At 37.1% G+C, this 25,346-nt stretch carries 25 protein-coding genes and 1 pseudogene; 17 read left to right on the top strand and 9 right to left on the bottom strand.

Annotation, left to right across the window (positions count from 1 at the left end):
- Positions 1-17: 17 nt before the first annotated feature.
- Together anmK and BS1321_RS23255 are read right to left on the bottom strand one after the other, a co-directional pair.
- Entirely contained in the window at positions 18-1,190 is a 1,173-nt protein-coding gene (anmK, locus tag BS1321_RS23250; protein WP_063233326.1) for an anhydro-N-acetylmuramic acid kinase AnmK, read from the bottom strand.
- A gap of 163 nt (positions 1,191-1,353) precedes the next feature.
- Complete coding sequence (locus BS1321_RS23255; RefSeq protein WP_081112919.1) at positions 1,354-2,964, bottom strand: glycoside hydrolase family 10-like protein; 1,611 nt, start codon at positions 2,962-2,964, stop codon at positions 1,354-1,356.
- Between the two features lie 332 nt (positions 2,965-3,296).
- Here BS1321_RS23255 and murQ point away from each other — a divergent pair, with 332 nt between their 5' ends.
- From murQ to BS1321_RS23305, 10 genes are all read left to right on the top strand, one after another.
- Positions 3,297-4,181, top strand: coding sequence for an N-acetylmuramic acid 6-phosphate etherase (gene murQ, locus BS1321_RS23260; RefSeq protein ID WP_063233327.1), 885 nt, complete (start codon positions 3,297-3,299; stop codon positions 4,179-4,181).
- Between the two features lie 41 nt (positions 4,182-4,222).
- Positions 4,223-4,528, top strand: coding sequence for a PTS sugar transporter subunit IIB (locus tag BS1321_RS23265; protein WP_063233328.1), 306 nt, complete (start codon positions 4,223-4,225; stop codon positions 4,526-4,528).
- Between the two features lie 49 nt (positions 4,529-4,577).
- Positions 4,578-5,867, top strand: coding sequence for a PTS sugar transporter subunit IIC (locus BS1321_RS23270; RefSeq protein ID WP_063233329.1), 1,290 nt, complete (start codon positions 4,578-4,580; stop codon positions 5,865-5,867).
- Positions 5,868-5,936: 69 nt separating this feature from the next.
- Positions 5,937-6,221, top strand: coding sequence for a hypothetical protein (locus BS1321_RS23275; protein ID WP_063233330.1), 285 nt, complete (start codon positions 5,937-5,939; stop codon positions 6,219-6,221).
- A gap of 40 nt (positions 6,222-6,261) precedes the next feature.
- Complete coding sequence (locus BS1321_RS23280; protein WP_081112915.1) at positions 6,262-7,608, top strand: 6-phospho-beta-glucosidase; 1,347 nt, start codon at positions 6,262-6,264, stop codon at positions 7,606-7,608.
- A gap of 56 nt (positions 7,609-7,664) precedes the next feature.
- Positions 7,665-7,994 carry a PTS lactose/cellobiose transporter subunit IIA gene (locus tag BS1321_RS23285; RefSeq protein WP_063233331.1) on the top strand — a complete coding sequence of 110 codons (330 nt, stop codon included), beginning with the start codon at positions 7,665-7,667 and terminating at the stop codon, positions 7,992-7,994.
- A 15-nt stretch (positions 7,995-8,009) separates the two neighbouring features.
- Positions 8,010-9,095: a DUF871 domain-containing protein gene (locus BS1321_RS23290; RefSeq protein ID WP_063233332.1), complete on the top strand. Its 1,086-nt coding sequence runs from the start codon at positions 8,010-8,012 to the stop codon at positions 9,093-9,095.
- Positions 9,096-9,147: 52 nt separating this feature from the next.
- Positions 9,148-10,044: an N-acetylglucosamine kinase gene (locus tag BS1321_RS23295; RefSeq protein ID WP_063233333.1), complete on the top strand. Its 897-nt coding sequence runs from the start codon at positions 9,148-9,150 to the stop codon at positions 10,042-10,044.
- Positions 10,045-10,068: 24 nt separating this feature from the next.
- The gene (locus BS1321_RS23300; protein ID WP_063233334.1) at positions 10,069-10,935 is read left to right on the top strand and encodes a MurR/RpiR family transcriptional regulator; all 867 of its coding nucleotides are present in this window, start codon (positions 10,069-10,071) and stop codon (positions 10,933-10,935) included.
- A gap of 129 nt (positions 10,936-11,064) precedes the next feature.
- Positions 11,065-11,826: a GntR family transcriptional regulator gene (locus BS1321_RS23305; RefSeq protein WP_063233335.1), complete on the top strand. Its 762-nt coding sequence runs from the start codon at positions 11,065-11,067 to the stop codon at positions 11,824-11,826.
- A gap of 149 nt (positions 11,827-11,975) precedes the next feature.
- Here BS1321_RS23305 and BS1321_RS23310 read toward each other — a convergent pair whose 3' ends face one another.
- Together BS1321_RS23310 and BS1321_RS23315 are read right to left on the bottom strand one after the other, a co-directional pair.
- Positions 11,976-13,178, bottom strand: coding sequence for an MFS transporter (locus tag BS1321_RS23310; protein WP_063233336.1), 1,203 nt, complete (start codon positions 13,176-13,178; stop codon positions 11,976-11,978).
- A gap of 25 nt (positions 13,179-13,203) precedes the next feature.
- Positions 13,204-13,785: a TetR/AcrR family transcriptional regulator gene (locus BS1321_RS23315; protein ID WP_063233337.1), complete on the bottom strand. Its 582-nt coding sequence runs from the start codon at positions 13,783-13,785 to the stop codon at positions 13,204-13,206.
- A gap of 377 nt (positions 13,786-14,162) precedes the next feature.
- Here BS1321_RS23315 and BS1321_RS23320 point away from each other — a divergent pair, with 377 nt between their 5' ends.
- Positions 14,163-14,903 carry a VCBS repeat-containing protein gene (locus BS1321_RS23320; protein WP_232522827.1) on the top strand — a complete coding sequence of 247 codons (741 nt, stop codon included), beginning with the start codon at positions 14,163-14,165 and terminating at the stop codon, positions 14,901-14,903.
- 223 nt (positions 14,904-15,126) lie between these two features.
- Here the strand turns inward: BS1321_RS23320 and BS1321_RS23325 are convergent, their stop codons facing one another.
- Together BS1321_RS23325 and BS1321_RS23330 are read right to left on the bottom strand one after the other, a co-directional pair.
- Positions 15,127-15,747: an NAD(P)-dependent oxidoreductase gene (locus BS1321_RS23325; RefSeq protein ID WP_063233339.1), complete on the bottom strand. Its 621-nt coding sequence runs from the start codon at positions 15,745-15,747 to the stop codon at positions 15,127-15,129.
- Positions 15,748-16,083: 336 nt separating this feature from the next.
- A pseudogene (locus BS1321_RS23330) lies at positions 16,084-16,403 on the bottom strand (Tn3 family transposase); the annotation flags it as partial.
- A 397-nt stretch (positions 16,404-16,800) separates the two neighbouring features.
- Between BS1321_RS23330 and BS1321_RS23335 the strand changes: the two are divergent.
- A complete protein-coding gene (locus tag BS1321_RS23335) occupies positions 16,801-17,427 on the top strand; it encodes a hypothetical protein (RefSeq protein ID WP_063233357.1) in 627 nt (208 codons plus the stop codon).
- A 355-nt stretch (positions 17,428-17,782) separates the two neighbouring features.
- Here BS1321_RS23335 and BS1321_RS27650 read toward each other — a convergent pair whose 3' ends face one another.
- Entirely contained in the window at positions 17,783-17,959 is a 177-nt protein-coding gene (locus tag BS1321_RS27650; protein ID WP_155726468.1) for a hypothetical protein, read from the bottom strand.
- A gap of 279 nt (positions 17,960-18,238) precedes the next feature.
- On the opposite strand from BS1321_RS27650, the gene BS1321_RS23340 reads away from it, so the two are divergent.
- A complete protein-coding gene (locus BS1321_RS23340; RefSeq protein ID WP_069981706.1) occupies positions 18,239-19,252 on the top strand; it encodes an MBL fold metallo-hydrolase in 1,014 nt (337 codons plus the stop codon).
- 148 nt (positions 19,253-19,400) lie between these two features.
- Here the strand turns inward: BS1321_RS23340 and BS1321_RS23345 are convergent, their stop codons facing one another.
- Positions 19,401-19,733: a hypothetical protein gene (locus BS1321_RS23345; protein ID WP_063233341.1), complete on the bottom strand. Its 333-nt coding sequence runs from the start codon at positions 19,731-19,733 to the stop codon at positions 19,401-19,403.
- Entirely contained in the window at positions 19,711-20,154 is a 444-nt protein-coding gene (locus BS1321_RS23350; protein WP_094246653.1) for a transposase, read from the bottom strand. Before BS1321_RS23350 ends, BS1321_RS23345 begins: the two co-directional genes overlap by 23 nt.
- 86 nt (positions 20,155-20,240) lie before the next feature.
- Between BS1321_RS23350 and BS1321_RS28575 the strand changes: the two genes are divergently transcribed.
- The 4 genes from BS1321_RS28575 to BS1321_RS23370 all read left to right on the top strand — a co-directional run bounded on the left by BS1321_RS28575 (position 20,241) and on the right by BS1321_RS23370 (position 25,340).
- Positions 20,241-20,972: a GntR family transcriptional regulator gene (locus tag BS1321_RS28575; protein WP_063236110.1), complete on the top strand. Its 732-nt coding sequence runs from the start codon at positions 20,241-20,243 to the stop codon at positions 20,970-20,972.
- 418 nt (positions 20,973-21,390) lie between these two features.
- Positions 21,391-22,440 carry a LacI family DNA-binding transcriptional regulator gene (locus tag BS1321_RS23360; RefSeq protein WP_063236078.1) on the top strand — a complete coding sequence of 350 codons (1,050 nt, stop codon included), beginning with the start codon at positions 21,391-21,393 and terminating at the stop codon, positions 22,438-22,440.
- Between the two features lie 85 nt (positions 22,441-22,525).
- The gene (locus tag BS1321_RS23365) at positions 22,526-23,803 is read left to right on the top strand and encodes a Gfo/Idh/MocA family protein (RefSeq protein ID WP_063236079.1); all 1,278 of its coding nucleotides are present in this window, start codon (positions 22,526-22,528) and stop codon (positions 23,801-23,803) included.
- A gap of 292 nt (positions 23,804-24,095) precedes the next feature.
- A complete protein-coding gene (locus BS1321_RS23370) occupies positions 24,096-25,340 on the top strand; it encodes an ABC transporter substrate-binding protein (RefSeq protein ID WP_063236080.1) in 1,245 nt (414 codons plus the stop codon).
- Positions 25,341-25,346 lie beyond the last annotated feature (6 nt).

Genomic DNA, 25,346 nt, shown 5'->3' on the forward strand with positions numbered 1-25,346 from the left:
CTACTCTTTTACAATAGTTAAAAAGCATTTTTACGTTCCTTCAGATGTGAAGGAGGGAAGGTCATGTTTCCAAGGATGACATCGAAGTCAGCACCCGTAGCCTTGGGAACGTTACTTGCATTACCATGGAAAGTCTCATTTGCAAGTAATGCAAAGGCCACCGCTTCTTTCGCTTCAGAAGAGTATCCCAACTCTTCTTGAGTCAAGACTTGAATAGAATTTCCAAGCAGTGATTGAATCATATTTAATAACGTTTTGTTGTAGCTGCCACCGCCGCCAATAATCACTTCTTCAATATTGGTTTTTGGAAAGATGAAATTTCGATAGTTCTCCACAATGGACTTTGCTGTAAACATCGTTACTGTTGCTAAAATATCTTGACTTGGAAGTGATTCAAACATCTTTAATAGTTTTACTACATATTGCTTGCCAAACAATTCTCTACCAGTCGATTTTGGTGGAGGGCTCATAATATAAGGATGACTGATACAATAAGATAAAAGTTCGTCATTAATTTGTCCTTGTTTAGCTATGTTACCACCTTCATCATAGCTTATATTGAACAATTGGCGGCATACTTCATCAATGATCATATTCCCAGGCCCTGTATCAAAAGCATACATGTCATTCAGAGATGCTTGCTTGGGTAAGACGGTTACATTTCCAATGCCACCTATGTTTTGAAGTAATCTTCCCTTCGCTTCACTTCTATAAAGAATGTATTCGGTAAAGGGAACAAGAGGAGCTCCTTGTCCACCAGCAGCCATGTCCATCGTACGAAAATTAGAGATTACAAGTGTGTTTGTATCGTGAGCAATTACTGCCGCTTCCCCGATTTGCAAAGTGGAGGGTATATAATTTTGTTCCTTTAAAGGCTGATGGTAAATGGTTTGTCCATGGGATCCTATTAGATCCAGTTTATTAATGGGAAATCTTGCTTTATGACAAACTTCCTTTACCGCATTGGCAAATAATTTTCCTAATTTAAAATTCAAACTGCATATTAACTGCACATTGGATGTGTCTGCAGATAAAGACTGCATAATTTCTTTTTCAATATCTTTTGGAAAAGGGCATGTCATGAACTCAATCATTTCCATTTCAGTCTCGAGTCCACTATTATTCACCCGAACAAGTGCCGCATCAATTCCATCCAGAGATGTTCCGGACATTAATCCAACTATGTACATCGTCATGTCACCTACTTCAATTCTTTTATAATCATGATTTAGCATCATATGCAACAGTGTATGATACTAAGATAAGACCATTTCTAACATTTTGTTTAATGGATACCTTACGTTCATTGTTCACGACATGCGTCTCTTGAACTGTAAAGCTATTTCTTGAAGATTATTTTACTTTTATATTAATCTGTTTGGTTTGTTTGCTTTCATTGTGGGTACGGTCTAAGGCAGTCACAACATATGTGTAAGTCTTTCCTTTTTCTACACTGCCGTCATTAAACAATTGACGTTTATTTTCTTTATGCACTGTGGCAAGTAAATTCGTTGAGTCTTCTATGTTTCCTTTTTTCTTCCCTTCAAAACGATAAATGGCATAATAGGATGCATCTGATTGCTTGTGATCTTGAATTTCAAATTGTATTCCATCTCCTGCTTGTGTGGCCTTGCTCACCTTTGGAGCCTTTGGGGCATGATCATCAATCCAAGGCATGGCTGGAACCAATGCGGGATGCTTATAAATATCCTCGCTTAAGCGATCCGCTATCCCAAGGGGGTTTTTCCGTAAATCTTTGGCACTGAAATGCATGCTTCCATCAAATTCCTTATATGTTCGGTTCAGTTTTAACTGGTTTGGCATTTCTTCAGGATTAAACCAGTTTTGTACACCATTGGACTCTGTATTAATTTTATAGTCTCCTTGTCCAATATAGAGTTGAACATTTTTACCTTCGACTTCTTTTGTCCACCAATCAAGAAGTTTGGCATAGTCAGCTACCGGCAGTCCTATATTCCAATATAATTGAGGGGCAATATAATCAATGTATCCATTATTGATCCACGTTCTGGTATCCGCATATAAATCATCATAATTCGTTTGTCCAGCGGCAGTGTCAGATCCTGTGGGATCAACTGCTTTGTTGCGCCAAACTCCAAATGGACTTATACCAAACTTCACATATGATTTTTCTGCCTTGATTTCTTCATTTATATGCTTAACAAGGTTATTTACATTATCCCTGCGCCAATCTTCTACATTTGTAAATCTATCTTCTCCATATTTTTGATAGGAATGTTCATCTGGGAAAGGAACTCCTGCAATCTTGTAAGGATAGAAATAATCGTCCATATGGACTGCATCGATATCATAATTCTTAACAACTTCCATTATTCCATCGATCACAAACCGTTGTACGCCAGGAATGCCTGGGTCAAAGTACAATTGTTGTCCATATGGTATGACCCAATCCGGGTGCTTTCTAGCAGGATGAGATTCTGGAAGATTATCAATATCCGATATTTCAGCTGTTTTACCTAAAGGCATAGTAATGCGGTATGGATTAAACCACGCATGAAATTCCATATTACGCTCATGTGCTGCTTCTACCATGAATGCAAGAGGGTCATACCCAGGATCTTTTCCTTGGACTCCTGTTAAATATTTTGACCAAAGACCGTATTCAGAAGGATAAAAAGCATCAGCAGTGGGTTTAATTTGCATAACGACAGCATTCATCCCCATTGCTTTTTGTTCATCCAAATATTTTATGAATTCTTCTTTCTGTGCTGATATGGATAAACCAGGTTTGGAAGGCCAGTCAATATTTAACACACTTGCAATCCAAGTTGCGCGCAGTTCCTGTTTTACATAAGTCGTTTGCTGAGGGATAGTCCCAGATTCTGCATTTGCAATCAAATCAGCTGGAAAGAGAAGTGATCCTCCCACCAAAGCGGCTAGCGCCAATGAACCAAATTTTTTCTTTGTAATTCTTTCATTCATCAATAGTACAACCTCATTTCATTACTAATATTTATATTTAATTATTTGTAAGCGTTAACAAATAATGAATATATGAATTTGTCATCTATGAATAGTGAGACAAGATCTAACAATAAAAAGAATCGTAGGTTTGGTTCATAAAATGGCTAGTCGGTTTACATTTTTAATTTTTAGTAGAAAGATAACAATCATTTAGGTACCTTACATTTATTTTAAAATTAATTTTTAAAAATGTATACACAATATTGAAATTAATTTTTAATAGTGATATATTCTGTATAGCTAAAAAAGTTTCACCACTTTCACCACTGAAATAAAAAAGGATGATATGTATGCTAGAGCATTTAACGACAGAGCGTCGTAATGAAAAGACCATGAGTTTAGATGAGATGGGAACACTTGAATTTTTAGAGGTAATGAATGAAGAAGACATTAAAGTTGCCCATTGTGTAAAAAAAGAACTTCCGCAAATTTCTAAAGCGGTGGAGATGATCGTTGAAGCTATGAATAAAAACGGCAGATTAATTTACATGGGTGCAGGAACAAGTGGGCGCATCGGTTTATTGGATGCAGTAGAATGTCCCCCAACATTCAATACCGATCCGAGTGAAGTTGTGGGTCTTATAGCTGGTGGGGAAAAGGCTTTCATTAAGGCGGTTGAAGGTGCTGAAGACAGTTTTGAATTAGGTCCTGAAGATTTAAAGAAAATCGAATTAACAAACAGGGATGTTGTAGTGGGCATTGCGGCTAGTGGACGCACTCCATATGTTATTGCTGGATTGGAATATGCCAATCAAGTTGGTGCAGGGACTGTTTCTATAAGCTGTAACAAAGGTTCTGAGATAGGTAGGATTGCAAAAGTTGCAATTGAAGTTGTAAACGGGCCTGAAGTCCTGACGGGTTCTACACGTTTAAAAGCTGGAACATCGCAAAAGTTAGTATGCAACATGCTTTCCACCGCCTCAATGGTCGGAGTTGGAAAAGTTTATGGTAATTTAATGGTAGATTTACAGCTGACTAATGAAAAGCTAGTTGAACGTGCAAAACGTATTATTATGGACGCTACTGACTGTAGCTATGAAATTGCAGATGAATTTTTAGAAAAGGCACATGCCCAGCCTAAAATTGCAATTGTCATGATTTTAACGAATGTATCGTATGAAGAAGCTTCAAATCGTTTAGTGAAGGCACAAGGATTCATAAGAAAAACGATTTAACGCTTTTTATAAAAAAAATAAAAAAATTGGAGGAACAAATAATGAAGGTATTATTCGTATGTTCAGGTGGAATGTCTAGTGCAATCGTTGTAAGCGCTTTAAAAAAGGAAGGGGAAAAACAGGGTGTAACCTTAGAAGTATTGGCAGTCGGCACCCAAGAATTTGATGCAGAAGTACGAAATGGCTGGGATGTTGCAATGGTAGCTCCGCAAGTTAAACATCGTTTCGATGGCTTTAAGGCATCTGCAGACGAAGCGGGCGTCCCATGTGAAGCCATTCCAGCTCAAGCTTACAGCCCTCTTGGCGGACCTAAGCTATTAAAACTTGTAACCGAACTAGCAAAATAATAAACTAACTACTATTTCTTTTCACTAAACTTAAAAGGGGAAAACACGAATGGACAAGTTTGTAGCTTTTTTAGAAAATAATCTTTCAACACCTATGGCTAAATTGTCTGAGCAAAAACATTTACGCGCAATTCGGGATGGTGTGGTTTCTGCGTTACCATTCATCATCTTTGGCAGTTTATTCTTGATCATTGCATTTCCGCCCGTTGCAGCAGATACTGCATTAGGTGAATGGTCTGCAAAACATATAGCTGAAATTTTAATTCCCTATCGATTAACGATGTTTATCATGACGCTATATATTACTTTTGGTATAGGCTACAGTTTATCTCAAAGCTATAAACTTGATCCGCTATCTGGAGGTTTACTATCATTAGCAGCCTTCTTGTTTACAATAGGTGTAAAGATGATGGATGATGTGGGGTTTGTTTTGCCAATGACAAATCTAGGAGGCCATGGCCTTTTTGTAGGAATGCTTGTATCCATTTTTGCTGTCGAAATTTTACGTCTTTGTAAGACAAAAAATATCACAATTAAAATGCCGGATTCTGTTCCAACTTCAGTAGCTCGTTCATTTGAAGCATTAATACCAGTTACAATTGTACTGCTTGTAATGACTTTAATTACAGTCGTTTTTGCTGTTGATTTACATTCGCTTGTTGATAAAGCGGTTGCACCACTTATCAGTGCAGGCGATACATTGCCAGGTGTATTAATTCCAGTATTTTTGATTACATTCTTCTGGTCATTTGGTATTCATGGCGTATCAGTAGTAGGTGCCGTTGCTCGTCCGGTATGGGAAGTTTACTTGGGAAATAACTCGGCAGCAGTTGCAGCTGGAAAGGCAATTCCCCACATAGCTCCTGAAACATTCTTCCAATGGTTTATTTGGATTGGCGGGTCTGGTGCAACATTGGGTTTAGTAATAGCTATGCTCTTAACGGCAAAGTCCACCTATAGTAAAGCAATGGGGAAAGCAACAATTGTGCCAAGTATTTTTAACATCAATGAACCTGTTATCTTTGGGATGCCAATTGTCCTAAACCCGGTACTGATCATTCCATTTATCATTACACCGCTAATTGGTGCGACACTTGCATATATAGCAACGTCCATCGGTCTGGTGAACCCGACATATGTAATGGTTCCCTGGACATTGCCCGCTCCAATAGGTGCCTACCTTTCAACAGGCGGTGATTGGAGAGCCATTGTTCTCGTGATGGTGAATTTAACAATTTCCGTTATTATTTATCTGCCATTCTTTAAAATGTACGATAAAAAGCTATTGGCGCAGGAAAACATGGTAGAAACAACGGATAATAAAAATATCGCTTTATAAGGAATACCTAAAAGGGAGTTTGGGACTAAATGCTCCAAACTCCTTTTATAAATTGGGAGGGGGAAGGACATGAATTCAACATCCAAAATTCACTTTTTTAGTTACAAAAGTGCCTTTCTATTTTTTAGTTTCATTCTTGTTTTTAATTTTATCTTTAACATATTAATGGATGCCTTTGAGATAAATAAACAATTATCACTTTACTTTGGAAATACCTTTGCCATAAGCGCAGGATTGACGATGGTTGTTTGTTTTGTTGAAGGTAAGTTTAAAAACAAGAAACAAGCATCACTATTATTCTTGTCTTTATTAGCGGTAAGCGCACTGGTTTGTTATGCAATAATCTATAAATAAATAAAAAATTCAGATTAGCTTACTATGAGGTGTTAGGGGAATGGAAATGAAAAAAGGGTTGAAGATTGCCACAATTGGTGGAGGCTCCAGTTATACACCAGAATTAATAGAAGGTTTTATTAAACGATATGATGAGTTGCCTATTAGAGAACTGTGGTTAGTGGATATTGAGGAAGGAAAAGAAAAACTGGAGATTGTAGGAACATTAGCAAAACGTATGGTTGAAAAAGCAGGACTTCCAATGGAAATACATCTAACGTTAGACCGCCGTCAAGCCTTGCAAAATGCTGATTTTGTCACAACGCAAATGAGAGTGGGTTTACTTGATGCACGAATCAAGGACGAGCGGATCCCATTGGAATTAGGCTTAATTGGTCAAGAAACAAATGGTGCAGGAGGATTATCCAAAGCATTACGAACTATCCCCATTCTTCTGGAAATTGCAGAAGAAATGCAAGAGCTCTGCCCTGATGCATGGTTAATTAACTTCACAAACCCAGCGGGGATGGTAACGGAAGCCCTTCTCCGCTACAGCAAACATAAAAAAGTCATTGGTGTATGCAATGTTCCTTTTAATATGCATATCTCTATTTCTAGCATGCTTGGTGTAGATATGAAGAGAGTGCACATAGATTTCGCCGGGTTAAACCATATGGTATTCGGGATGCATGTGTTCGTTGATGATCAAGAAGTAACAGATAAAGTACTTGAAATGCTTGGCAATCCTGAAATTCAACTGACGATGAAGAATATTGCCCCATTGGCTTGGAACAGAAGATTTTTGAAATCTTTAGGAGTGGTGCCTTGCCCGTACCATCGTTATTATTACAAAACAAAAACGATTTTAGAAGAAGAGTTGAAAGCATTCAAATCAGGGGAAACTCGAGCTGAAATTGTGAAAAAATTAGAAGAAGGTTTGTTTGACTTATACAAGGATGAAACCCTTGACATCAAGCCTCCACAATTAGAGCAACGCGGTGGAGCTTACTATAGCGATGCAGCGTGTAACGTCATTTCTTCTATTTATAATGATAAAAAAGACATTCAAGTGCTAAATGTACAAAACAAAGGATCGCTAACTGATATTGATTATGATTCAGCAGTCGAAGTAAGCTGTATTGTCACCAAAAATGGACCAATTCCTTTGGCTATGGGTAAATTACCCGTACAAGTGCATGGCTTAATTCAACAAATCAAATCATTTGAAAGAATTGGTGCAGAGGCAGCCGTTACAGGTTCTTATGATAAAGCGTTATTAGCTTTAACGATTAACCCGCTTATTCCAAGTGATGACCTGGCGGAAATAGTTTTACAAAAACTGTTAAAAGTGCATGAAGAATACTTACCACGATTCTTCAGTGAAAGTGCTGTACCGAACATCAAGTGAATGGACAGTAATCCAATGAAACATCATAATCTAACATAAAATAGGAGTGTATTGATATGTCAACTGAATTGAACAATAATGAAATGGAAATTTTTGAAATTATATCACATAGTGGAAATGCAAGAGGATTAGCGTTCGAAGCACTGAAAGAAGCGGAAGAATTTAATTTTGAAAAGGCAGAGGAACTAATTAAACAGGGTCAGGAAGAATTGAACTTGGCCCATAAGACACAAACCAAGCTAATTCAAGCAGAATTGAATGGAGTTCCAAGTGAGAAAACTTTATTAATGATTCATGCCCAGGATCACTTGATGACGGCAATGAGTGAACAAAAACTAATTGAACATATGATTCGCATTGTAAAAAAGCTAGCCCCACAACAATAAAGAGGTGATTAAATAATGGGTAAACTCGGTATATCTATCTATCCAGAGCATTCAACCGTTGAAAAAGACATGGAATACATTGCACTTGCACACAAATATGGATTCAAAAAGATCTTTACTTGCCTGCTTTCTGTCGAAGGTGACAAAGAGAAGATTTTAAAAGAATTTAAAGAAACGATTCGTTATGCCAATCAATTGAATATGGAAGTGATGGTCGATATTGCTCCCCGAGTATTCGGTTCGCTAGGCATTTCTTATAATGACTTATCGTTTTTTGCAGAATTAGGTGCGTATGGAATCAGGCTAGACATGGGTTTTACAGGTAACGAAGAGTCGATTATGACACATAATCCATATGATCTAAAAATTGAAATAAACATGAGCAATGCAACAAAATATTTAGAAAATATTATGGATTACAAACCAAATAAAGAGAATTTAGTTGGATCGCATAACTTCTATCCTCATCGCTATGCAGGATTGAGCTATCCTCATTTTATAAAATGCTGTGAGTCATTCAAAAAACATAATATCCGCACGGCAGCTTTCATAAGCTCACATGCAGCAACGTACGGACCTTGGCCTATAATGGAAGGATTATGTACATTAGAAATGCACCGGGAATTACCCATTACAACACAAGCGAAACACTTGTATGCGACAGGGTTGATTGATGATGTAATTATTGCAAATGCCTACGCATCTGAAGATGAATTGAAACAGCTTAGTCTGTTAAATAGCGGTCTATTAACATTTAATGTTAACCTTCACGAAACCATAACAGTTTTAGAGAAAAAAATAGTATTGGAAGAATTCCATTTTTACCGTGGAGATGTTTCCGATTATCTTATTCGCTCGACTCAATCACGCGTGAAATATAAGAGCGAAGAATTTAAACCAACATATACGCCTGATATTAGACGCGGTGATATTTTAATTGAAAATGAGCTCTATGGACAATATAAAGGGGAATTGCAGATTGCATTGAAGGAAATGAAGAATTCGGGAAAAACAAATGTAGTTGGCCGAATAGCAGAAGAGGAAATTTTTCTCCTCGATCATTTGGAACCATGGGGGAAATTCCAGTTCAATGTTAATTGATCAGGGAAGGAACGTTGATATTCCTTCCTTTTTTACTGAATAGGAGAATGATATGAATTATATTATCGGTGTTGACGGCGGAGGCACTAAAACTGAAGCAGTGGCTTATGATTTAGATGGTAATATAATAAGTGAAGGCAAAGCGGGATTTGGAAACCTGCTTATAAATAAAAAACAAGCCATCGCTAACATTATACAGGCAATTGAACAAAGCATGACTCCTATTGATAATGGTAGCTGCCAATACATTTGCTTAGGATTAGCCGGGTATGGAGGAGTTGAAAATCCGCAGGGCATAGAAAGTGCATTAAGCATGGCATTTAATGCCCCGTTCACGATAGTAAATGATGGAATTATCGCTCATGCTGCTTTACTAAAAGGAAATGATGGTATTTTGACCATATCCGGAACTGGATCTGTAAGTATCGGCATCCATAATGGTATTGAGAAATCGGCTGGTGGCTGGGGACACATTCTTGGGGATGAAGGAAGTGGCTATTGGATCGCCATGCAGGCTTTTATAAAAATGACGAAAGAAGAGGATGAGGAATATGTCTATAGCCAGTTAACCGAGACGATACTTAAAAAACTTGGCTATCATAGTGTTATGGAACTGAAGAAATTCATTTATTCCGCCACGAAATCCGAGATTGCCGCGTTTGTTCCCCTAATTGTCCATCTTGCGGAGAAGGGCGATGGCTTCTCGCAAAATATTCTGAATCAGGCCGGGTACCACCTTTCAAAACAAACGCTTGAGGTTATCAAGAAGTTAAAGTTAAGTGAGAATGTTACAATTGCAATAAAAGGTAGCATATTGACAAATATACCATTGGTGCAAACCTCTTTCATCAATCATATTAAACTTGAAAACCCGAATGTGGAATTTGTTTTAGAAGACGTATCAGCTACCTTGGGTTGTTACTACATAGCAATGAAGCATTTAAAGTAATAAAGATCAAGGAGAGTAAATCATATGCACGTCGAAAATATTATATTGAGAATTGAAAGTTTATTGAACCAGTTGCCCAAATCAGAAAGGAAAATTGCACAATATATTTTAGAAAATCCAAACAATATTATAAGAATGACGATACATGAATTAGCTGATCATGCCAATGCCAGCAGTTCGGCAGTAACGAGATTCTGTCATTCAATAAAAGTTAACAGTTTTTCAGAACTGAAGGTATCTCTATCATCCTTGATTTCCCAACCGGAGAAAAAAGGTTTCCATGACATTGAGCCTAATGAAACAATAGCGTCCATTAAAAATAAAATAGTGTCCAACTCTGTCCAAGCTATACAAGAAACTGCACATTATCTGGATGAGGCCGTACTTGACAATATCATTGAAACCATGAGGAGTGCAGATGTAATTTATGTCTATGGTTTAGGGGCATCATGGCTCGTTGCTGAAGATATTACACAGAAATGGTTACGGTTAGGAAAGATTGTAAGTGCCAATCAAGACCCGCATATTACGGCTACTGCACTTGCTGCATCATCAAAGAATACCGTTTTTTTCTGTATTTCCAATAGTGGTGAAACTGAAGAAGTTCTGGAACTCGTTGATATTGCTAAAGCATATGGAATTAAAACAATTGGTTTATCGCGGTTGGGGAACAATGGACTAACTAAAAAAGTTGATATGTCCCTAAATCATGTACGTGCACCGGAGGCTAAATTCCGAAGTGCTGCAACAAGTTCGCTTTTTGCACAATTTCTAACGGTCAGCATTATTTTCTATGCGTATGTTTCAAAATTCTATAATGAAAATAAAAATGAAATCGAACGTTCAAGGGAATCGGTATTGAAATTCACAAAAAGGAATTTGGATACTTAGAAAGGTGAGTCTTATCTTTGCGTGTTTATAAGCATTGATAAGATCAATGGACGGTAATTTAGCTTGAGATGTTTCCAATCAGGATGCCTTGTAAAATTTACATCACGATGAAAGGAAGATGTACGCTGAATGATCCAAAAGAATTCTCCGAGTCCCATTTATCATCAACTTGAGGAGGAGATTAAAGGAGCGATTCAAAGTCTTGAATTGATACCAGGAGAGATGATTCCTTCAGAAAAAGAATACACTGAAAAGTATGGAATAAGCAGGATGACGGTGAGACAGGCCATTTCTAACCTTGTGAATGGCGGTTATTTATACAGGGAGCGCGGAAAAGGAACATTCGTTGCCCAACAAAAATTGGAGCCGCCGTTGCAAGGATTAACAAGCTTTTCAGATGATATGATTTCTAGAGGATTTGAACCAAGTACACGAGTTATCAGTTTTACGGAGGTCAATGCTGATCATGAGCTTGCTGCAAAGCTTGAGGTTAAAGAAGGAACTTCTATTTTTGAACTGGAACGTGTAAGGCTTGCTGATCAACTGCCGATGGCATATGAAAGGCTATACATCTCTAAAGATCTTGCCCTAGATCTATCGGAAGAAATAGCCGTAACTTCCATTCATGCCTATGTAGAAAAAACGTTTGGCTTAAAAATCCAGCATGGCAGACAGGTAATTGAAGCCTCCATTGCTCAAAAAAAAGAGGCGGAAATGCTCGAGGTAATCGTAGGTTCGCCTATATTGCTGATCGAACGAAGAATTACCCTGGATACCAATCGACCACTAGGGGTTGTCAGATCTGTTTACCGTGCAGATCGATATAAATTCAGAATTGATTTGGAGCGTTTATCATCAGTAATAAAAAAACAGAATCCCACTCTTAAATAATAATAGCAAAAATAACTTATCCAGATAAGTTAAACCCCTTGCCCAATATGGACTAGGGGTTTTTTAGTAGAATATCATTTTTCAAGTTTGAGAGTTTTCCAGCTCGAAGGTGATTTGGAAAAGTGTGGAATAATAAAACGGGAATTTAATTATTTCACTAAGCTTTCTACCAATCGGTTTTCTTTCCAAATGACTGTAATGCCCAGTCCAATGACGATAATCACAGCAGCGAAAAGATAAGGATAGTTGATGTTTACGTCAAATAGTAATCCTCCTATAGATGGCCCGGCGATATTCCCTAGGCTCGTATAGGTGGAGTTCATTCCAGCAACGAATCCTTGTTCTTTCCCGGCAGCTTTTGATAAAAATGTCGTCAATGCCGGACGCAGCAAGTCAAATGCAAGGAAGATGAAGCAGGTTACAACAAGAACTGCCAAAAAGCTAGAAATCATAGTGGACGCTACCGCAAAAATTGCACCGACAATTAAACATAATTGGATAAGCTTCTTTTCGCCGAGAATATCTACCAGTTTTCCGAACATAAATACTTGCACAACAACACCGAAAATAGAGCTTATTGTAATGATAATTGCAATATCCTTAGGCGTGAAGCCGAATTTATGATCAGAAAATAGGCTAAAAACAGTTTCATAGGCTGATAAACCAAAAGCGAGTACAAATACAATGATGAACGCAATAAAGTAAAGCGGATTAAGTGATCTTTTTAAATCGCCTATAAAGTTTGTTTGCTTTGTATTAGCAGAAACTTTTGCAAGCTGTTCCTTTGTCAGCGGCTCTTTTAAAATGAATATTGATGTAAGGCATGCTAAAAAAGCAATGGCCGCTGCAAGGAAGAAGGGCAAGCGTATACCATATTCTGCAATAAAGCCACCAATCCCGGGTCCTATTATAAAGCCCAAGCTAATGGCCGCTGAAATATAGCCCATTGCTTTTGGCCTTTCCTGAACGGATGTAATATCCGCAACATATGCAGTAACACCTGGCATAATAAAGGCGGCACTGATTCCCCCTAGGATCCTTGATAAATAAAACACCGATACGTTTGTCCCTACACCGAAGATAAGTTCTGAAACACCAAAAAGGAATAAGCCGATGATGATGATTTTCTTTCTGCCGTAACGGTCAACCCAACGACCTGCGAATGGTGACATAACAAGCTGTGAAACCGCAAATACGGCAACTAGATAGCCCATCGTACTTCCTGATAAATGCATGATATTCATAAATGACGGCATAACGGGGATGATGAGTCCAATTCCCAGAAAAGCAATGAATATATTGCTTAGTAGAATAATCAATACCGCCTTTTGTTCTTTAATTGGTTTAATCATGTAGTAACACCACTTTCTTTGTGAATCATTTTTGTGAAATTCCTCTCCAAAACACTTTCCAAGAGGCAGCTAATTTATCCTTCAGCCGTTTCTCATCATTGCCATATACAAGTTCAAGCAAAATGGAATCCACTACTCCCAAGAAAGCATAAGTCGGCGTTATGGCTGCATCTTCGACGATTAATTTGGCATTGATCCAATCCTGGAATTTACATTCCAGTATCGCCTGCACCTTTTCCTCGATATCTATGACTTCCTGCCCGATTTCTTTTTCAAGATGCGCTGGTGGAAAAAAGGACATACGCAGCCAAAACTTTATATGCTCATTTTTTTGGAAAAGATCGATGACCAATTGTAAGAATCCGTATAAATCTTTTTCAGGATTTTTTGAATCAACTTTACTGAAATATTGGAGTTTCGAAGATAGCTCAGTCTCTTTCGCATCACGTAAAACTTGAAGAAAAAGATCATCCTTGCCTTTAAAATGGGCGTAAATGGATTGCTTTTTCATGCCGACTTCTTCAGCTATTTGAGAAAGAGACGCTCCTTCATAACCATGAATCGTGAAATATTTTAGAGCAGCTTCTTTAATTTCATTACTTTTCAATAATATCACCTCATATTTTTACGAACGTTCGTCAGTTATAATAGCAAATTAAATAAATATATGCAAGCGAATAAGTTTATACAATGGTATTTTGCAACAGAAATCATAAGATATGCAATCAAGGCTATTCACTAAATTCCCGCATATAATTCTATATGGATAATAATGAGACAGGTGGGATGAAGTTGGATACATATGACATCAGAAAAGTGATTCATTACTATTATGCAAAAATACAAGAAACGAATCATCCTTATTATTGGTACTGTTTGGCTGAGACTCAAAGTAGGGCCGGATTAACAAATGAAGCACTGCAAACGATTGATAACGCCTTGTCGTTTCCAAATCCTTATCCTTCAAAACTGGAACTGCTAGATATGCAATTGAACCTCCAAACTGTTCTTTCAAGAGAAATGAACTTGAACAGAACGGTCATAGTGACCTCAAAGCAAGGCGATATTAATGGGGACGGGACAAAGGACAATGTTTTTCTTACCGCAAACAAAACCCCTGATAGCCCCTTTTGGAGGAATATAACTTTGGTTATTCAAAATGGGAGGACTAATCAATATGAACAAGTTCAAATGAAAAATAACGCAGGATATAATCCGACCCTTTTTCTTGGTGATTTTACAGGTAATAAGGGGGAGGGCATTTTAGTGGTCATTGATACAGGAGGAAGCGGTGGTTCCATTTATGCTTATGTTTTTTCATATCTTAACGGTCGACTCTTGACCATTTTTAATTCAGATACATTCAATGAAACCTTTAAATACGATGTTAATTATGAAAACCAATACAAAGTAAAGGTGAACAGTTATTACCTAAAAGAAAGATACATTCTTGACCTTACTTATAAGGATAAGGAATATTTATCTGAAATTTATAACGAGGAAGGTGTATTGAAGGCGCCGATAGAAGGATGGGTCAATCCTTTATCTGGTTTATATCCGGTTGATTACAATAGGGATGGCATATATGAGCTCGAAGCGTATCAGAGGATCGCAGGGAGGTATAATGCCGACTCACTAGGATATGTACAGACCGTATTGAAATGGAACGGGCAAGCGTTTGTTCCTGACCGGCAGAATGTGGCTATTTTTGGAAGAGGAATATAGCACATTGGAAAAGAAGGTTCATGAACAGGGTACGAGTGAAATCTTCGCCCAAAATAAGCTGGAAAATATTCTTGGCAATGGTTCAGGGACTGTGCAGAACGAAATTCCAATGCATTTACGAAGATAATTGAACCGGCTTTCTATCAACGCAATGTGATGGTTTTTTTGCTTTCTATACGATTAAACAAACTTTTTCGAAGGGGAGTAATGTTAATTGGAATTTTTAGTAGGCAATACCTACACGTGATTTTAAATAATCGCTACTTTTTATTTGGCTAAATGCAAATTCTGCTGTATCAGGAACGGATATTTCAACTCCATTCTCCGGCAAAAAGTCACCTTCTACACGATATGTACCAACACTTTCTCCATCCGGCAAATACGTAGGACAGACAATAGTCCATAGAAGTGTTGATTGTTTAAGCATCTCGTAAACTTTATGATGTTCTTTCGCTGCACGGGTAGACTTCTGCTTTGATTCACTTGACTGATAACGCAGAGAATTTGGGGTGGTTCTACTTTGCAGAATACCTGCTGTTCCAATGGTTATAATTCGTTGTATTCCTTCGTATTCCATTGCTTCGATAATTAGTGGCATACTTGCTGATAAAGTGGTTGTCCCATCAGTATTCAGTGCACTAATAACTACAACAATCCCATACATGGAACGTACGATATCATCTTTATTTAAAACATTACCTTGAATGATGGTTAAATTGGCATTGTTTATTTGAATCTTCTCTGGAGTGCGAGCTAAAACTGTAACATGATGTCTGTCTTGCAGACCATAAGTAACTAATTGACCCCCAACTCGTCCAGTTGCACCCAAAATTAAAATATTCATAGAAACGAACCTCCTTTTGCGAATACAATCATCCACTAACATTATATCGTTATTTTCAACTAATGGGAGCATTAGTGCAATACGACATCATAATTCAGCGTTTGCTGGCGGTACCCCATGCCCATCAAGGTAAGATACCATAATACCCCCAGAACGAAAATTTTGTGCATCTTACTCGTTATTATCGTTTTGGGGTAACTCGTTATTGTTAGCTTGATGGCGATGGGGTCCCGCCACATTTTAAAGAAAATATACGCTAAGCCTTCGGATGTGACCGGCTTAGCGTTTTTTCTTACTCTAAGCCCATTAGTCCGGGCGGTATAACCCGAACACCAGTCACTCAACCTCTTGTTGTTTCAGCGGTCGTAATGAATCGAGAGACGAATTTTGCCTGAAATTGAATTTGTATTCGCCCAAGAAATTGATATGTTCCCATCCAATATGGTTTAGTAGTTCTTCCTGAAGTTTACCTTGCTTTTTGCGGTGTTTTGTTGCTTTCTCACCGTGTTCCAAACACTAATCGCATTGATGATAATGTTTAATGCACTTGCCCGTTGGAGTTGATCTTGTAACGCACGTTCTCGCAGCTCGACATGTTTGCATCCTTTGAGCATATAATCAGCTCGATTCTCCGCTTTACCACTATTTATGATACGGTTCCCCGAATAAAACATAATAACATGGTTAATTTTGAACACAAAGTTATTCATATCTATATAGCATTTTCCCACAATCTTGTTGTGGGTTATATTTTTTCCTCAACATTGACTTCATTCAAAAAGCTTATTTTGGATAGCTAATGATAGATTACTTATTTCCTGCTTCAGTTAAATTAAATAAATTTTTTAATTTAGACAAAATTACTAATTTTTGTTTTATAAAGCCTCTCTATTATGAAAATTCTGTTATGTCCAAACTCACTTATTCCTTTTCCATATACTAATAAAAAAAGGAGGTGAGAAAGTGAGTAAAAATAAGAGTAGCTCTTCACGCAAGGATGAAGAGAAAGTGAGTAATAATAAGAATAGCTCTTCACTCAAGGATGAAGAGAATGTGAGTAATAATGAGCATAGCTCTTTACGTAAAGATAAAGCGAAAATAGAATCGGCACACCAAGAGTGTATTGACCGTGCTTATCGTATTCCTATATTTTTAAGTACTACAACTCATTTAAATGACAACCAACAACGGTTTCTAAACCGTCTAATTTTAGAGATTGAGAATGCTTTGCTTTTTCCGCGTACATTACCATTAAGCGAAAGTTATCCCGAATCCATTTTAACTGATATTCGTCGGTTAGTTTCATCAAGCTATGGAATGTTGGCAGTAAACCTTCGTCGTTTTAAAATTCAAACAGTTGATGTCAATGCAGGACCCCTTCCACCATCCACTCCATTCTGGATAGGATCAGTTTATTCACAAGTAGAACCTTCAATGGCTTTTCAATTTGGTCTACCCTTATTATTAGTAAGGGAAGAAGATACTGACGCAAATAATGGAATTTGGGCAGGAGGAATTGCCCCACTCAACCTATTTATAGTTTGGCATTCTGAAACTCAAACTGTAGAACAATTCTTTAACACTCCTGAATGGAGATCAGCCTTTGCAAATTGGAGTGCACAAGTAAGAAATGCTTTTTATATACAGACAGAGCCTCAGTTCAAGTACAGATGTGAATGATACACTGGTACTTTAGCAACAAGTCGAAAATATACAAGGTTTTGTTCACCTTTATATATTTTCGACTTATTCACACGAAAAAAAATATTTCCATTTTGTTATCAAAAACAAAAAGATTTACTTCATAAAAACAGCCTTTATAGAAGAGAGACGGCCGGGGCCGGTCACATCCGAAGGCTTAGGATATATTTTCGTTAAAATGTTGGCGGGACCCTTTGGCGATACCCCAAGAAGAAAAACGTTCGATGATAAAGAAACAAAATGGGCCGCTCAAACGCTTCATGAGTGGTCCATTTGAATTAGAAAAAATATAAAAACGTTTTAAAACGAGTCAATAGCGACTACAATACCTCCTCTAATATTCCTGTCCCTCTTTCGATTTTAGAAAAGAATCAACTGATTCATCTAATAATTTTTCTCGATTAGGATCTTCATTGACATCTGTATCCACTTCCATTTCGTTGTTATTTAATTTACTAACATGACTTTTAAGTTGAACTGGATTATGGTTATTATTATTTTTGTTTGGCATATAAACTCCTTATTTAACAGATATTTTTAATTTAGTATGAACAATTGATCCAATATAAAATCCAATATTTTTTAAGTTTATTTCAGCTTCTTTCCAGAATTGAGCTCTGTTGTCTTGATGGAAGGTTGAAAAAGTATAAATGATTTTATTTTGGGTGTTATTGACTGAATATTATAAATATTGTAATATTTAGTTTGTGAATGTATTTGTGAAACAAGGTTTTATATTAAAAACAAGCAGTTCGATTTTCCTTGAATAATCTTACAGGAGGTTTTTGTTATGAAGAAAAGAATAAGGAATACTTCTATTTGCTTTTTGTTGGTAGTTTCAATAATTCTATCATTATCATTATTTCTTCCTTCTTTTGGCCAAACAGCTGTACAGCAAGCGGACTTTAAAGTAACTCTATTAGGAACAGGTTCTCCTCTTTTAAGTACATCTCGCTCCGGTCCAGCCACACTTGTTGAAGTTGGTGATGAAAAACTCCTCTTTGATGCTGGACGTGGAACTGCTTTACAATTATATAAAGCGAATATGTTACCAGGCAGTGTTGACAAGTTATTCCTTACTCATTTGCATTCGGATCATACAATCGGCATACCAGACGTATGGCTTACAGGTTCTTTACCAACAGGGGGGAAAAGAGAGCAAGCATTTAAGATTTGGGGACCTAAGGGAACCGAGAAAATGATGTTACATATGAATAAAGCATTTAAAGCCGATTTGGATGCAAGAAATGATTCTGGAAATGGAAACGTTGAAGGAGCAAATATTACGGCAAATGACATCAAGGAGGGTATTGTCTATAACAAAAAGGGAATTGAAGTAATAGCCTTCAAGGTTGACCATAAATCAATTGAGCCTGCTTTCGGTTATCGGGTTAATTACAAAGGGCATTCAGTAGTTATCTCAGGTGACACCCGTTATAATGAAAATCTAATTAAATTTGCTAAAGGTGCTGACGTAGTTATTCATGAGGTTGCAGCTGCAAAACCTGATAACGAATCAGAATCAATAGCAAATATACTTGATCTTCACACTACACCTGAGGAAGCAGGTAAAGTCTTTAGCGAAATACAACCAAAACTTGCCGTGTACTCACATATTGTATTATTGGGAGGATTAACAGAAGAAAAAGCTAATTTGATCGAAAGAACAAAAAAAACATATAAAGGAACAGTTATAGTAGGTGAGGATTTGTTGTCCATTGAAATAGGGGAAAAGGTACAAGTACAACAGCCGGGAAACGAGGCGAACTATGGGGGAAATAAAAGACCAGCTTCAGCTTTTTAATGAAAGAGAGGGCTTACTTCAAAGGGAGGTTGCTGATGCAACCTTTTTTTGTATGAAAACACAATAGTAAAAAAGCCATGCTAAAATAAACCCTCCATATTCTCATTTTTTTGATGGGCGTAAATGTACTATGTCGTTATTTAACTGGTTATGCAGCTTGTTGTTCAGATGGAGCGATTGTATAGCCTTTCTTTTTTAGGTATTCAATCATTTTTAATTCTTTGTTATTTTGTTTTTCTTCAAGGTAATTTGAGCCTAGTTCATGATAAGGTTCTCCTGTTTTTAAGATGTTGTAAGTAATCGTTAATAGTAAATGGGCAGAAGCGATTCGTCCCTTCATTTTTCCTTGTCGTTTGGTAATCCTTTTTCGATGTGAAGCAATTCGATTATTTTGCCTTGATGTCGCTAATTCACATTCTACGGCCATCGTTTTTAAAGCTTTATTTCCTTGTGTGGTTTTACTCGTTTTTTTTTCCAGCACTTTCGTAATTTCCAGGACTTACACCAGCCCAAGATGCAAGATGTTTAGCTGACTTAAATACGGACATATCAACACCCATCTCCGCAATAAAAGTAGCTGCCGCAGCTTTGTTCACACCAGTTATACCATCCAATAATTCTACTTCCTTACGATAAGGGGACAGGAGTTGTTCAATTTGTTTTTCTAATTCTTCTATGGTTTCTTCTAAATAACCCATATGCTCCCAATGGTAACGCAACATATCACGATGATGACGGCGAATACGACCATTAATTGCATTGGCAATGTCAGTAATACTTGCTTTTGTTCGCCAATCCACCATTTTTCGAAGACCATCGGTCTCTATTTTTTCACCATTTAGAATCGCTTCAAGGATACGGCGTCCCGATACACCAAAATGTCTGATAGAACGGATGGCCAACTGTACTTGTTGGGTTGACACTATAAGTGTCGATGATATAATTTGTTATAGGAATGTTAGTATGGATGGAAGGTAGGCTTATTATAATGAAACCACTGCAGCACGAAAGTGTAATTCCACTTTATCACCAATTAATGGAGAGGCTGAAGGGTTCTATTGAAAAGGGGAATTGGACGCATGGTGACAAAATCCCATCTGAAAATCAATTAATGGACCAATTCGGTGTAAGCCGGAACACAGCAAAAAAAGCAATTGAGGAGCTAGTACAGGAAGGCATCCTTTACCGAATTCAAGGAAAAGGTACCTTCGTGGCAAAACCAAAATTGCAACAGTCATTGATGGGGTTTTACAGCTTTAGCAAAGTATTAAAAGAAAAAGGAATGAACCCTAAAGATATCATTCTAAAAATAGAGGAAGTTAAATCAACGGCAAAAATCAGGGAAGCGCTTCTGCTTGGAGAAGATGAGAATGTCATTGAAATGAAACGCCTTCGTTGTGCCAACGATGAGCCGTATATTTTGGAATCATCTTTCATTCCGAAAAACGTGGTTTCAGATACGGAGCAACTTAAAAAAGTTGGCGAAATTTCATTATATGATTTATTTTTACAACAATTTAATATTGTAGTAACCAGAGCAAAAGAGGCATTTGAACCCGTCCTCATTCGTGCTGAAGAAAGTGAGTACCTTCAAACGGAAGAAGGCCGTCCGGCACTGTTGCTTGAACGGACAGCCTATGATATCAATGGAATGCCTGTTGAATTTTGTATATCCATTGTTCGAGGCGATCGCTGCCGCTTTTACACGGAACTAACATAAAGGTTGAATCACTCATAGCATTGTGTCTATGAGTTTTTTTAGTTCAATACCAAAAACCCGCTAACATGAAAGATAATAGACAATAGTACATTAGAATATAAAGGAATCGAATTTTTTTATTTATTTAAGTTGTTGGTTTGACAGGTTAACGGATGAAGTATATATTTATATTAGTCATAATTTTCTGTGAACTATAAGCTGATGTAGACAAAACAGTTTGTTGGAACCTTTTTTTTAATCCATCTTGTACCTACAACCCATTAACCATTAAGCGAAAAAATGAGTATGCTATGATACGAAATAAAACTACTCTTAAAAACATTACAAACATTCTAAAAGTTTTCCTTATAAAGGATAAAAATTTTTGTTATCCTTTATAAGAAAGCGCTTAAGTACATAATTAAGAGGTGTTTTATTAGTGATAAGATTAAAGGATATTGCTGAACATGTAGGTGTTTCTATTTCTACTGTTTCGAGAGTAATTCAAAATGATCAGACACGAAATGTTAACCAGGAAACAAAAGCGAAAATTTGGGAGGCTGTTAAGGAGTTAGGGTATATACCAAATCAGCATGCTCGAAATTTAGTTGCTAACAAGCAAGGGAAGAATAACATAAGAACAATGAAAATTGGATGGGTAGCCAATCCAAAACAAGCGGAAATTAACCCTTACTTTGCAAATATTTATACAGGTATTCGTGATGTATTAACAGATCATGATTACAACTTGATTAGTATTACCAGGGATGAACTTGAAAACGAGACGCTACTACTTAAGACTATACATGATTCGGGGATTGAAGGACTGCTTCTTATCGATAAGATTAATGACAGCATTATTGAATATATTCAACAAAATATACCTCTAGTAGGATTGGACTTTTTTTATACAGATAAAAATATAGCAATCGTAGACTACGATCGCGAGGAATCTATTAAAATGGTGGTTCAGTATTTAGTTAAGCAAGGGCACCGGGACATAGGTTTTATTGGTGGAGGTGTTAATGAAACTTTTGAAAATTTGTATGCTGAACATCGTTTTAAAGGTTTTCAACATGCCATGGAAGAAGCCGGGCTAGTCATCCAATCTGAATGGGTAATGAATACACAGTGGAAAATGGAAAACAGCTATGAGAAAATGAAAACTTTAATTAAAAGAGATCCATTGCATATGCCAACAGCAATGGTTTGTGCGAGTGACTTGATGGCCATCCCTGCCATGAGAGCTGTCAGAGAAAATAAACTTAGAATTCCAGAGGATATCGCTTTCTTTGGGGTTGATAATATTGAAATGGGGAAATATTCGTCTCCACAGCTTTCGACGGTAGACATCCCTAAATATGAAATGGGAAGAATTGCAGCTAAAACTATTATGGAAATGGTAGAAGGGAAGATTAAACTTCCGATAAAAATCATATTGCCATTTGAATTAGTCCTTCGGGAATCATCTAACATAAAACGAACCTAAGCGGTTCTTTTTTTGAAATTTGTTGGAAAACGTTTGGAGTAAATCAGGAAAACTATCGGAAAAATGGAAGATAGGAGAGTAAACCATGAAACAAATGACAGCAATAATAATCGGGGCAGGTGACAGAGGGGTAAGAGCTTATGCACCTTATGCCTTAGAATACCCTAATGAATTAAAGATCACAGGTGTGGCTGAGCCGAATAAAGAAAGAAGAACTAAATTTCAACAAGAACATAATATTTCCAACGAAAATAGTTTTGAGTCTTGGGAAGATGCATTCAATCCAGGAAGAAAAATTGCTGATGTAGCTATTATTTGTACACTTGATCGCAACCACTTTAAACCGACCATGAAAGCATTGGAACTGGGTTATCATGTTTTGTTGGAAAAGCCTATGTCCCCAGACCCAATGGAATGCATAGCGATGGAACAAGCAGCCCAAAAGTATAATCGACATCTTACAATATGCCATGTATTGAGGTATACAGAATTTTGGGCAACAATTAAAAAGATTATTTCATCAGGAGAAATTGGTGAGGTAGTTTCGCTTCAATTAAATGAAAATGTAGAAGTGATGCATATGTCGCATAGCTTTGTCCGTGGCAATTGGAATAATAAAGAACGAACAAGTCCGATGATTCTGCAAAAATCATGTCATGATATGGATATTATTTCTTTCGTGATAGACAAGGAGTGTAAACGCATTAGTTCATATGGTTCGCTTATGCATTTTAAGGAAGAAAATGCACCAATTGGAGCACCGAAAAGATGTTTAGATGGCTGTCCTGTTGAACATGAATGCCCATTTCATGCTGGAAGGTATTATCTAGGTGAAGGAAAAGGATGGGCAAGGAAATTTACAGAGGACTATACAAATGAAGGAATAATAAAAGCATTAAATGAAACTCCATTTGGAAAATGCGTATATCGCTCAGATAATAATGTGGTGGATCATCAAGTTGTAAATATGGAATTCGAGGGTGGAGCAACAGCGACGTTTAGTATGTGCGGGTTCACAAGGGAGCAAACACGTATTGTTCAAATAATGGGAACAAAAGGAGAAATACGTGGGAATATGGAGGAAAATAGTATTTCGATTTTTAATTTTCTCACCAAGCATGAAACGATAATAAGATTTGACAATCCCATTGGTGGACATGGTGGTGGAGATAACAGCATCATTAGGACTTTCTTGAGAGAAATTCAATATGGAAATAAACAAGATAGCGTTTCTTCCGCACTTGCTTCAGTAAGAAGTCACCTAATGGCATTTGCTGCTGAAGAGTCAAGGCTAAAACAGGGTCAATCCATTAATATTGACGATTATTATAATAGTTTAAAAGAAAAACCAAGAGGTAAGTAATTTCCCTATATTAAGAGAAAGGTACCATCTACCATTTTCTTTGGAGTGTAAATTCAACAAAGAAGATTTGTTCACATCCTGGTTTTATTTTCCGAGCCCTTTTTATTTAGTGGAGGTGGTAAGCCCTATACAAATCGCCTTCGTACGTATTTCTAATTTATGCTGTAGTAAAAGTTTTAATGGAATAAATAAATGTAAGGGTTATCATGGTGAAAATTGTCACAAAACCATTCGTGTTCAAGAAGTATTTTGTTAGAAATCTACAAAACTTTATTTGAAAGAAGGTAACATGATGAAAAAATGGCTAATAATGCTTTTAACCACAATTTTAGGATTAATAGGATTAGCTGGATGTAGTAATGATGACACTGCATCAGGGGACGGAAAGGTTGAAATTACTTATGGATTTTGGGATAAGAAGCAAGTCACTGCCATAGATGAAGTCATCAAATTATTTAACGAAAAATATCCGGACATTAAAGTGAAAACGGAGATGACTCCTTATGGCCAGTATTTTCAAAAACTTGAAACTGCTGCAACTGGGGCGGCGTTGCCAGATGTTATGTGGATGAATGGTGCCCATGTTGAGAAATATGCAGAAGGAAAGGTAATCCTCCCACTTACTGACCTTGCAAAAAAAGAAAACTATGGCTTAGATAATTATCCGAAATCTTTAATTGACCTTTATACCGTAAAAGGAGAAATATTCGGTATTCCAAAAGACTTTGATACAACGGGCTTATGGTATAACAAAAAAATCTTTGATGAAGCAGGTGTACCATATCCAGATGACACTTGGGATTGGAGTAAGTTAAAGGAAGTCGCTAAAAAACTGACAGATAAAGACAAAGGTATTTGGGGCTATGCTGCATTAATGGGCAACCAAGGTGGCTATTATGATTTTATCTGGCAAAATGGCGGTTATATTATTTCTGACGATGGTAAGTCTGTAGGTTTTGATCAGCCGGAGTCCATTGATGCGCTTAATTATAATATTAGTTTCATTAAGGAGGGATTATCTCCAACACAGGCTCAAATGACAGAAACAGCCGCTTCTGAATTATTCTCTTCAGGAAAAGTAGCGATGATGTTTGATGGTCCTTGGATGGTACAAGAGTATAAGAATAATCCTGATATAAATGTTGCTGTAGTACCAAAAGGAAAACAGCGCGCGGTTGCCATTCATGGGCTAGCCAATGTTATTGCGGCTAACACAAAGCATAAAGACGCTTCATGGAAGTTTGTCCAGTTCCTAGGCTCTAAAGAAGCCGCAGATATATTTGCGAAAACAGGGACGGTTATTCCAGCTTATAATGATACACAGGATGCTTGGATACAAGCCGTTCCAAATATAAATCTTCAGGCCTTTATTGATGGTGTCGATTATTCTGTTCCACTGCCTAGTGTTATAAGGACAGGAGAAATTTGGCAGTATGAAACGGACGTTCTTAAAAAGGCTTGGAGTGAAGAAGAAAGTGTGGACGACGCTGTAAGAGAGTTAACAGAAAAGGCAAATGAGGCGCTATCCAAGAAGTAAAAAAAA

Origin of the sequence: Peribacillus simplex NBRC 15720 = DSM 1321, assembly GCF_002243645.1 — a bacterium.
GTDB lineage: Bacteria > Bacillota > Bacilli > Bacillales > DSM-1321 > Peribacillus > Peribacillus simplex.

Bases quoted from the DNA above. Each gene is read 5' to 3' on its own strand.
- anmK (WP_063233326.1), bottom strand. From the start codon at position 1,190: ATGTACATAGTTGGATTAATGTCCGGAACATCTCTGGATGGAATTGAT.
- BS1321_RS23255 (WP_081112919.1), bottom strand. From the start codon at position 2,964: ATGAATGAAAGAATTACAAAGAAAAAATTTGGTTCATTGGCGCTAGCC.
- murQ (WP_063233327.1), top strand. From the start codon at position 3,297: ATGCTAGAGCATTTAACGACAGAGCGTCGTAATGAAAAGACCATGAGT.
- BS1321_RS23265 (WP_063233328.1), top strand. From the start codon at position 4,223: ATGAAGGTATTATTCGTATGTTCAGGTGGAATGTCTAGTGCAATCGTT.
- BS1321_RS23270 (WP_063233329.1), top strand. From the start codon at position 4,578: ATGGACAAGTTTGTAGCTTTTTTAGAAAATAATCTTTCAACACCTATG.
- BS1321_RS23275 (WP_063233330.1), top strand. From the start codon at position 5,937: ATGAATTCAACATCCAAAATTCACTTTTTTAGTTACAAAAGTGCCTTT.
- BS1321_RS23280 (WP_081112915.1), top strand. From the start codon at position 6,262: ATGGAAATGAAAAAAGGGTTGAAGATTGCCACAATTGGTGGAGGCTCC.
- BS1321_RS23285 (WP_063233331.1), top strand. From the start codon at position 7,665: ATGTCAACTGAATTGAACAATAATGAAATGGAAATTTTTGAAATTATA.
- BS1321_RS23290 (WP_063233332.1), top strand. From the start codon at position 8,010: ATGGGTAAACTCGGTATATCTATCTATCCAGAGCATTCAACCGTTGAA.
- BS1321_RS23295 (WP_063233333.1), top strand. From the start codon at position 9,148: ATGAATTATATTATCGGTGTTGACGGCGGAGGCACTAAAACTGAAGCA.
- BS1321_RS23300 (WP_063233334.1), top strand. From the start codon at position 10,069: ATGCACGTCGAAAATATTATATTGAGAATTGAAAGTTTATTGAACCAG.
- BS1321_RS23305 (WP_063233335.1), top strand. From the start codon at position 11,065: ATGATCCAAAAGAATTCTCCGAGTCCCATTTATCATCAACTTGAGGAG.
- BS1321_RS23310 (WP_063233336.1), bottom strand. From the start codon at position 13,178: ATGATTAAACCAATTAAAGAACAAAAGGCGGTATTGATTATTCTACTA.
- BS1321_RS23320 (WP_232522827.1), top strand. From the start codon at position 14,163: ATGCAATTGAACCTCCAAACTGTTCTTTCAAGAGAAATGAACTTGAAC.
- BS1321_RS23325 (WP_063233339.1), bottom strand. From the start codon at position 15,747: ATGAATATTTTAATTTTGGGTGCAACTGGACGAGTTGGGGGTCAATTA.
- BS1321_RS27650 (WP_155726468.1), bottom strand. From the start codon at position 17,959: ATGCCAAACAAAAATAATAATAACCATAATCCAGTTCAACTTAAAAGT.
- BS1321_RS23340 (WP_069981706.1), top strand. From the start codon at position 18,239: ATGAAGAAAAGAATAAGGAATACTTCTATTTGCTTTTTGTTGGTAGTT.
- BS1321_RS28575 (WP_063236110.1), top strand. From the start codon at position 20,241: ATGAAACCACTGCAGCACGAAAGTGTAATTCCACTTTATCACCAATTA.
- BS1321_RS23365 (WP_063236079.1), top strand. From the start codon at position 22,526: ATGAAACAAATGACAGCAATAATAATCGGGGCAGGTGACAGAGGGGTA.
- BS1321_RS23370 (WP_063236080.1), top strand. From the start codon at position 24,096: ATGAAAAAATGGCTAATAATGCTTTTAACCACAATTTTAGGATTAATA.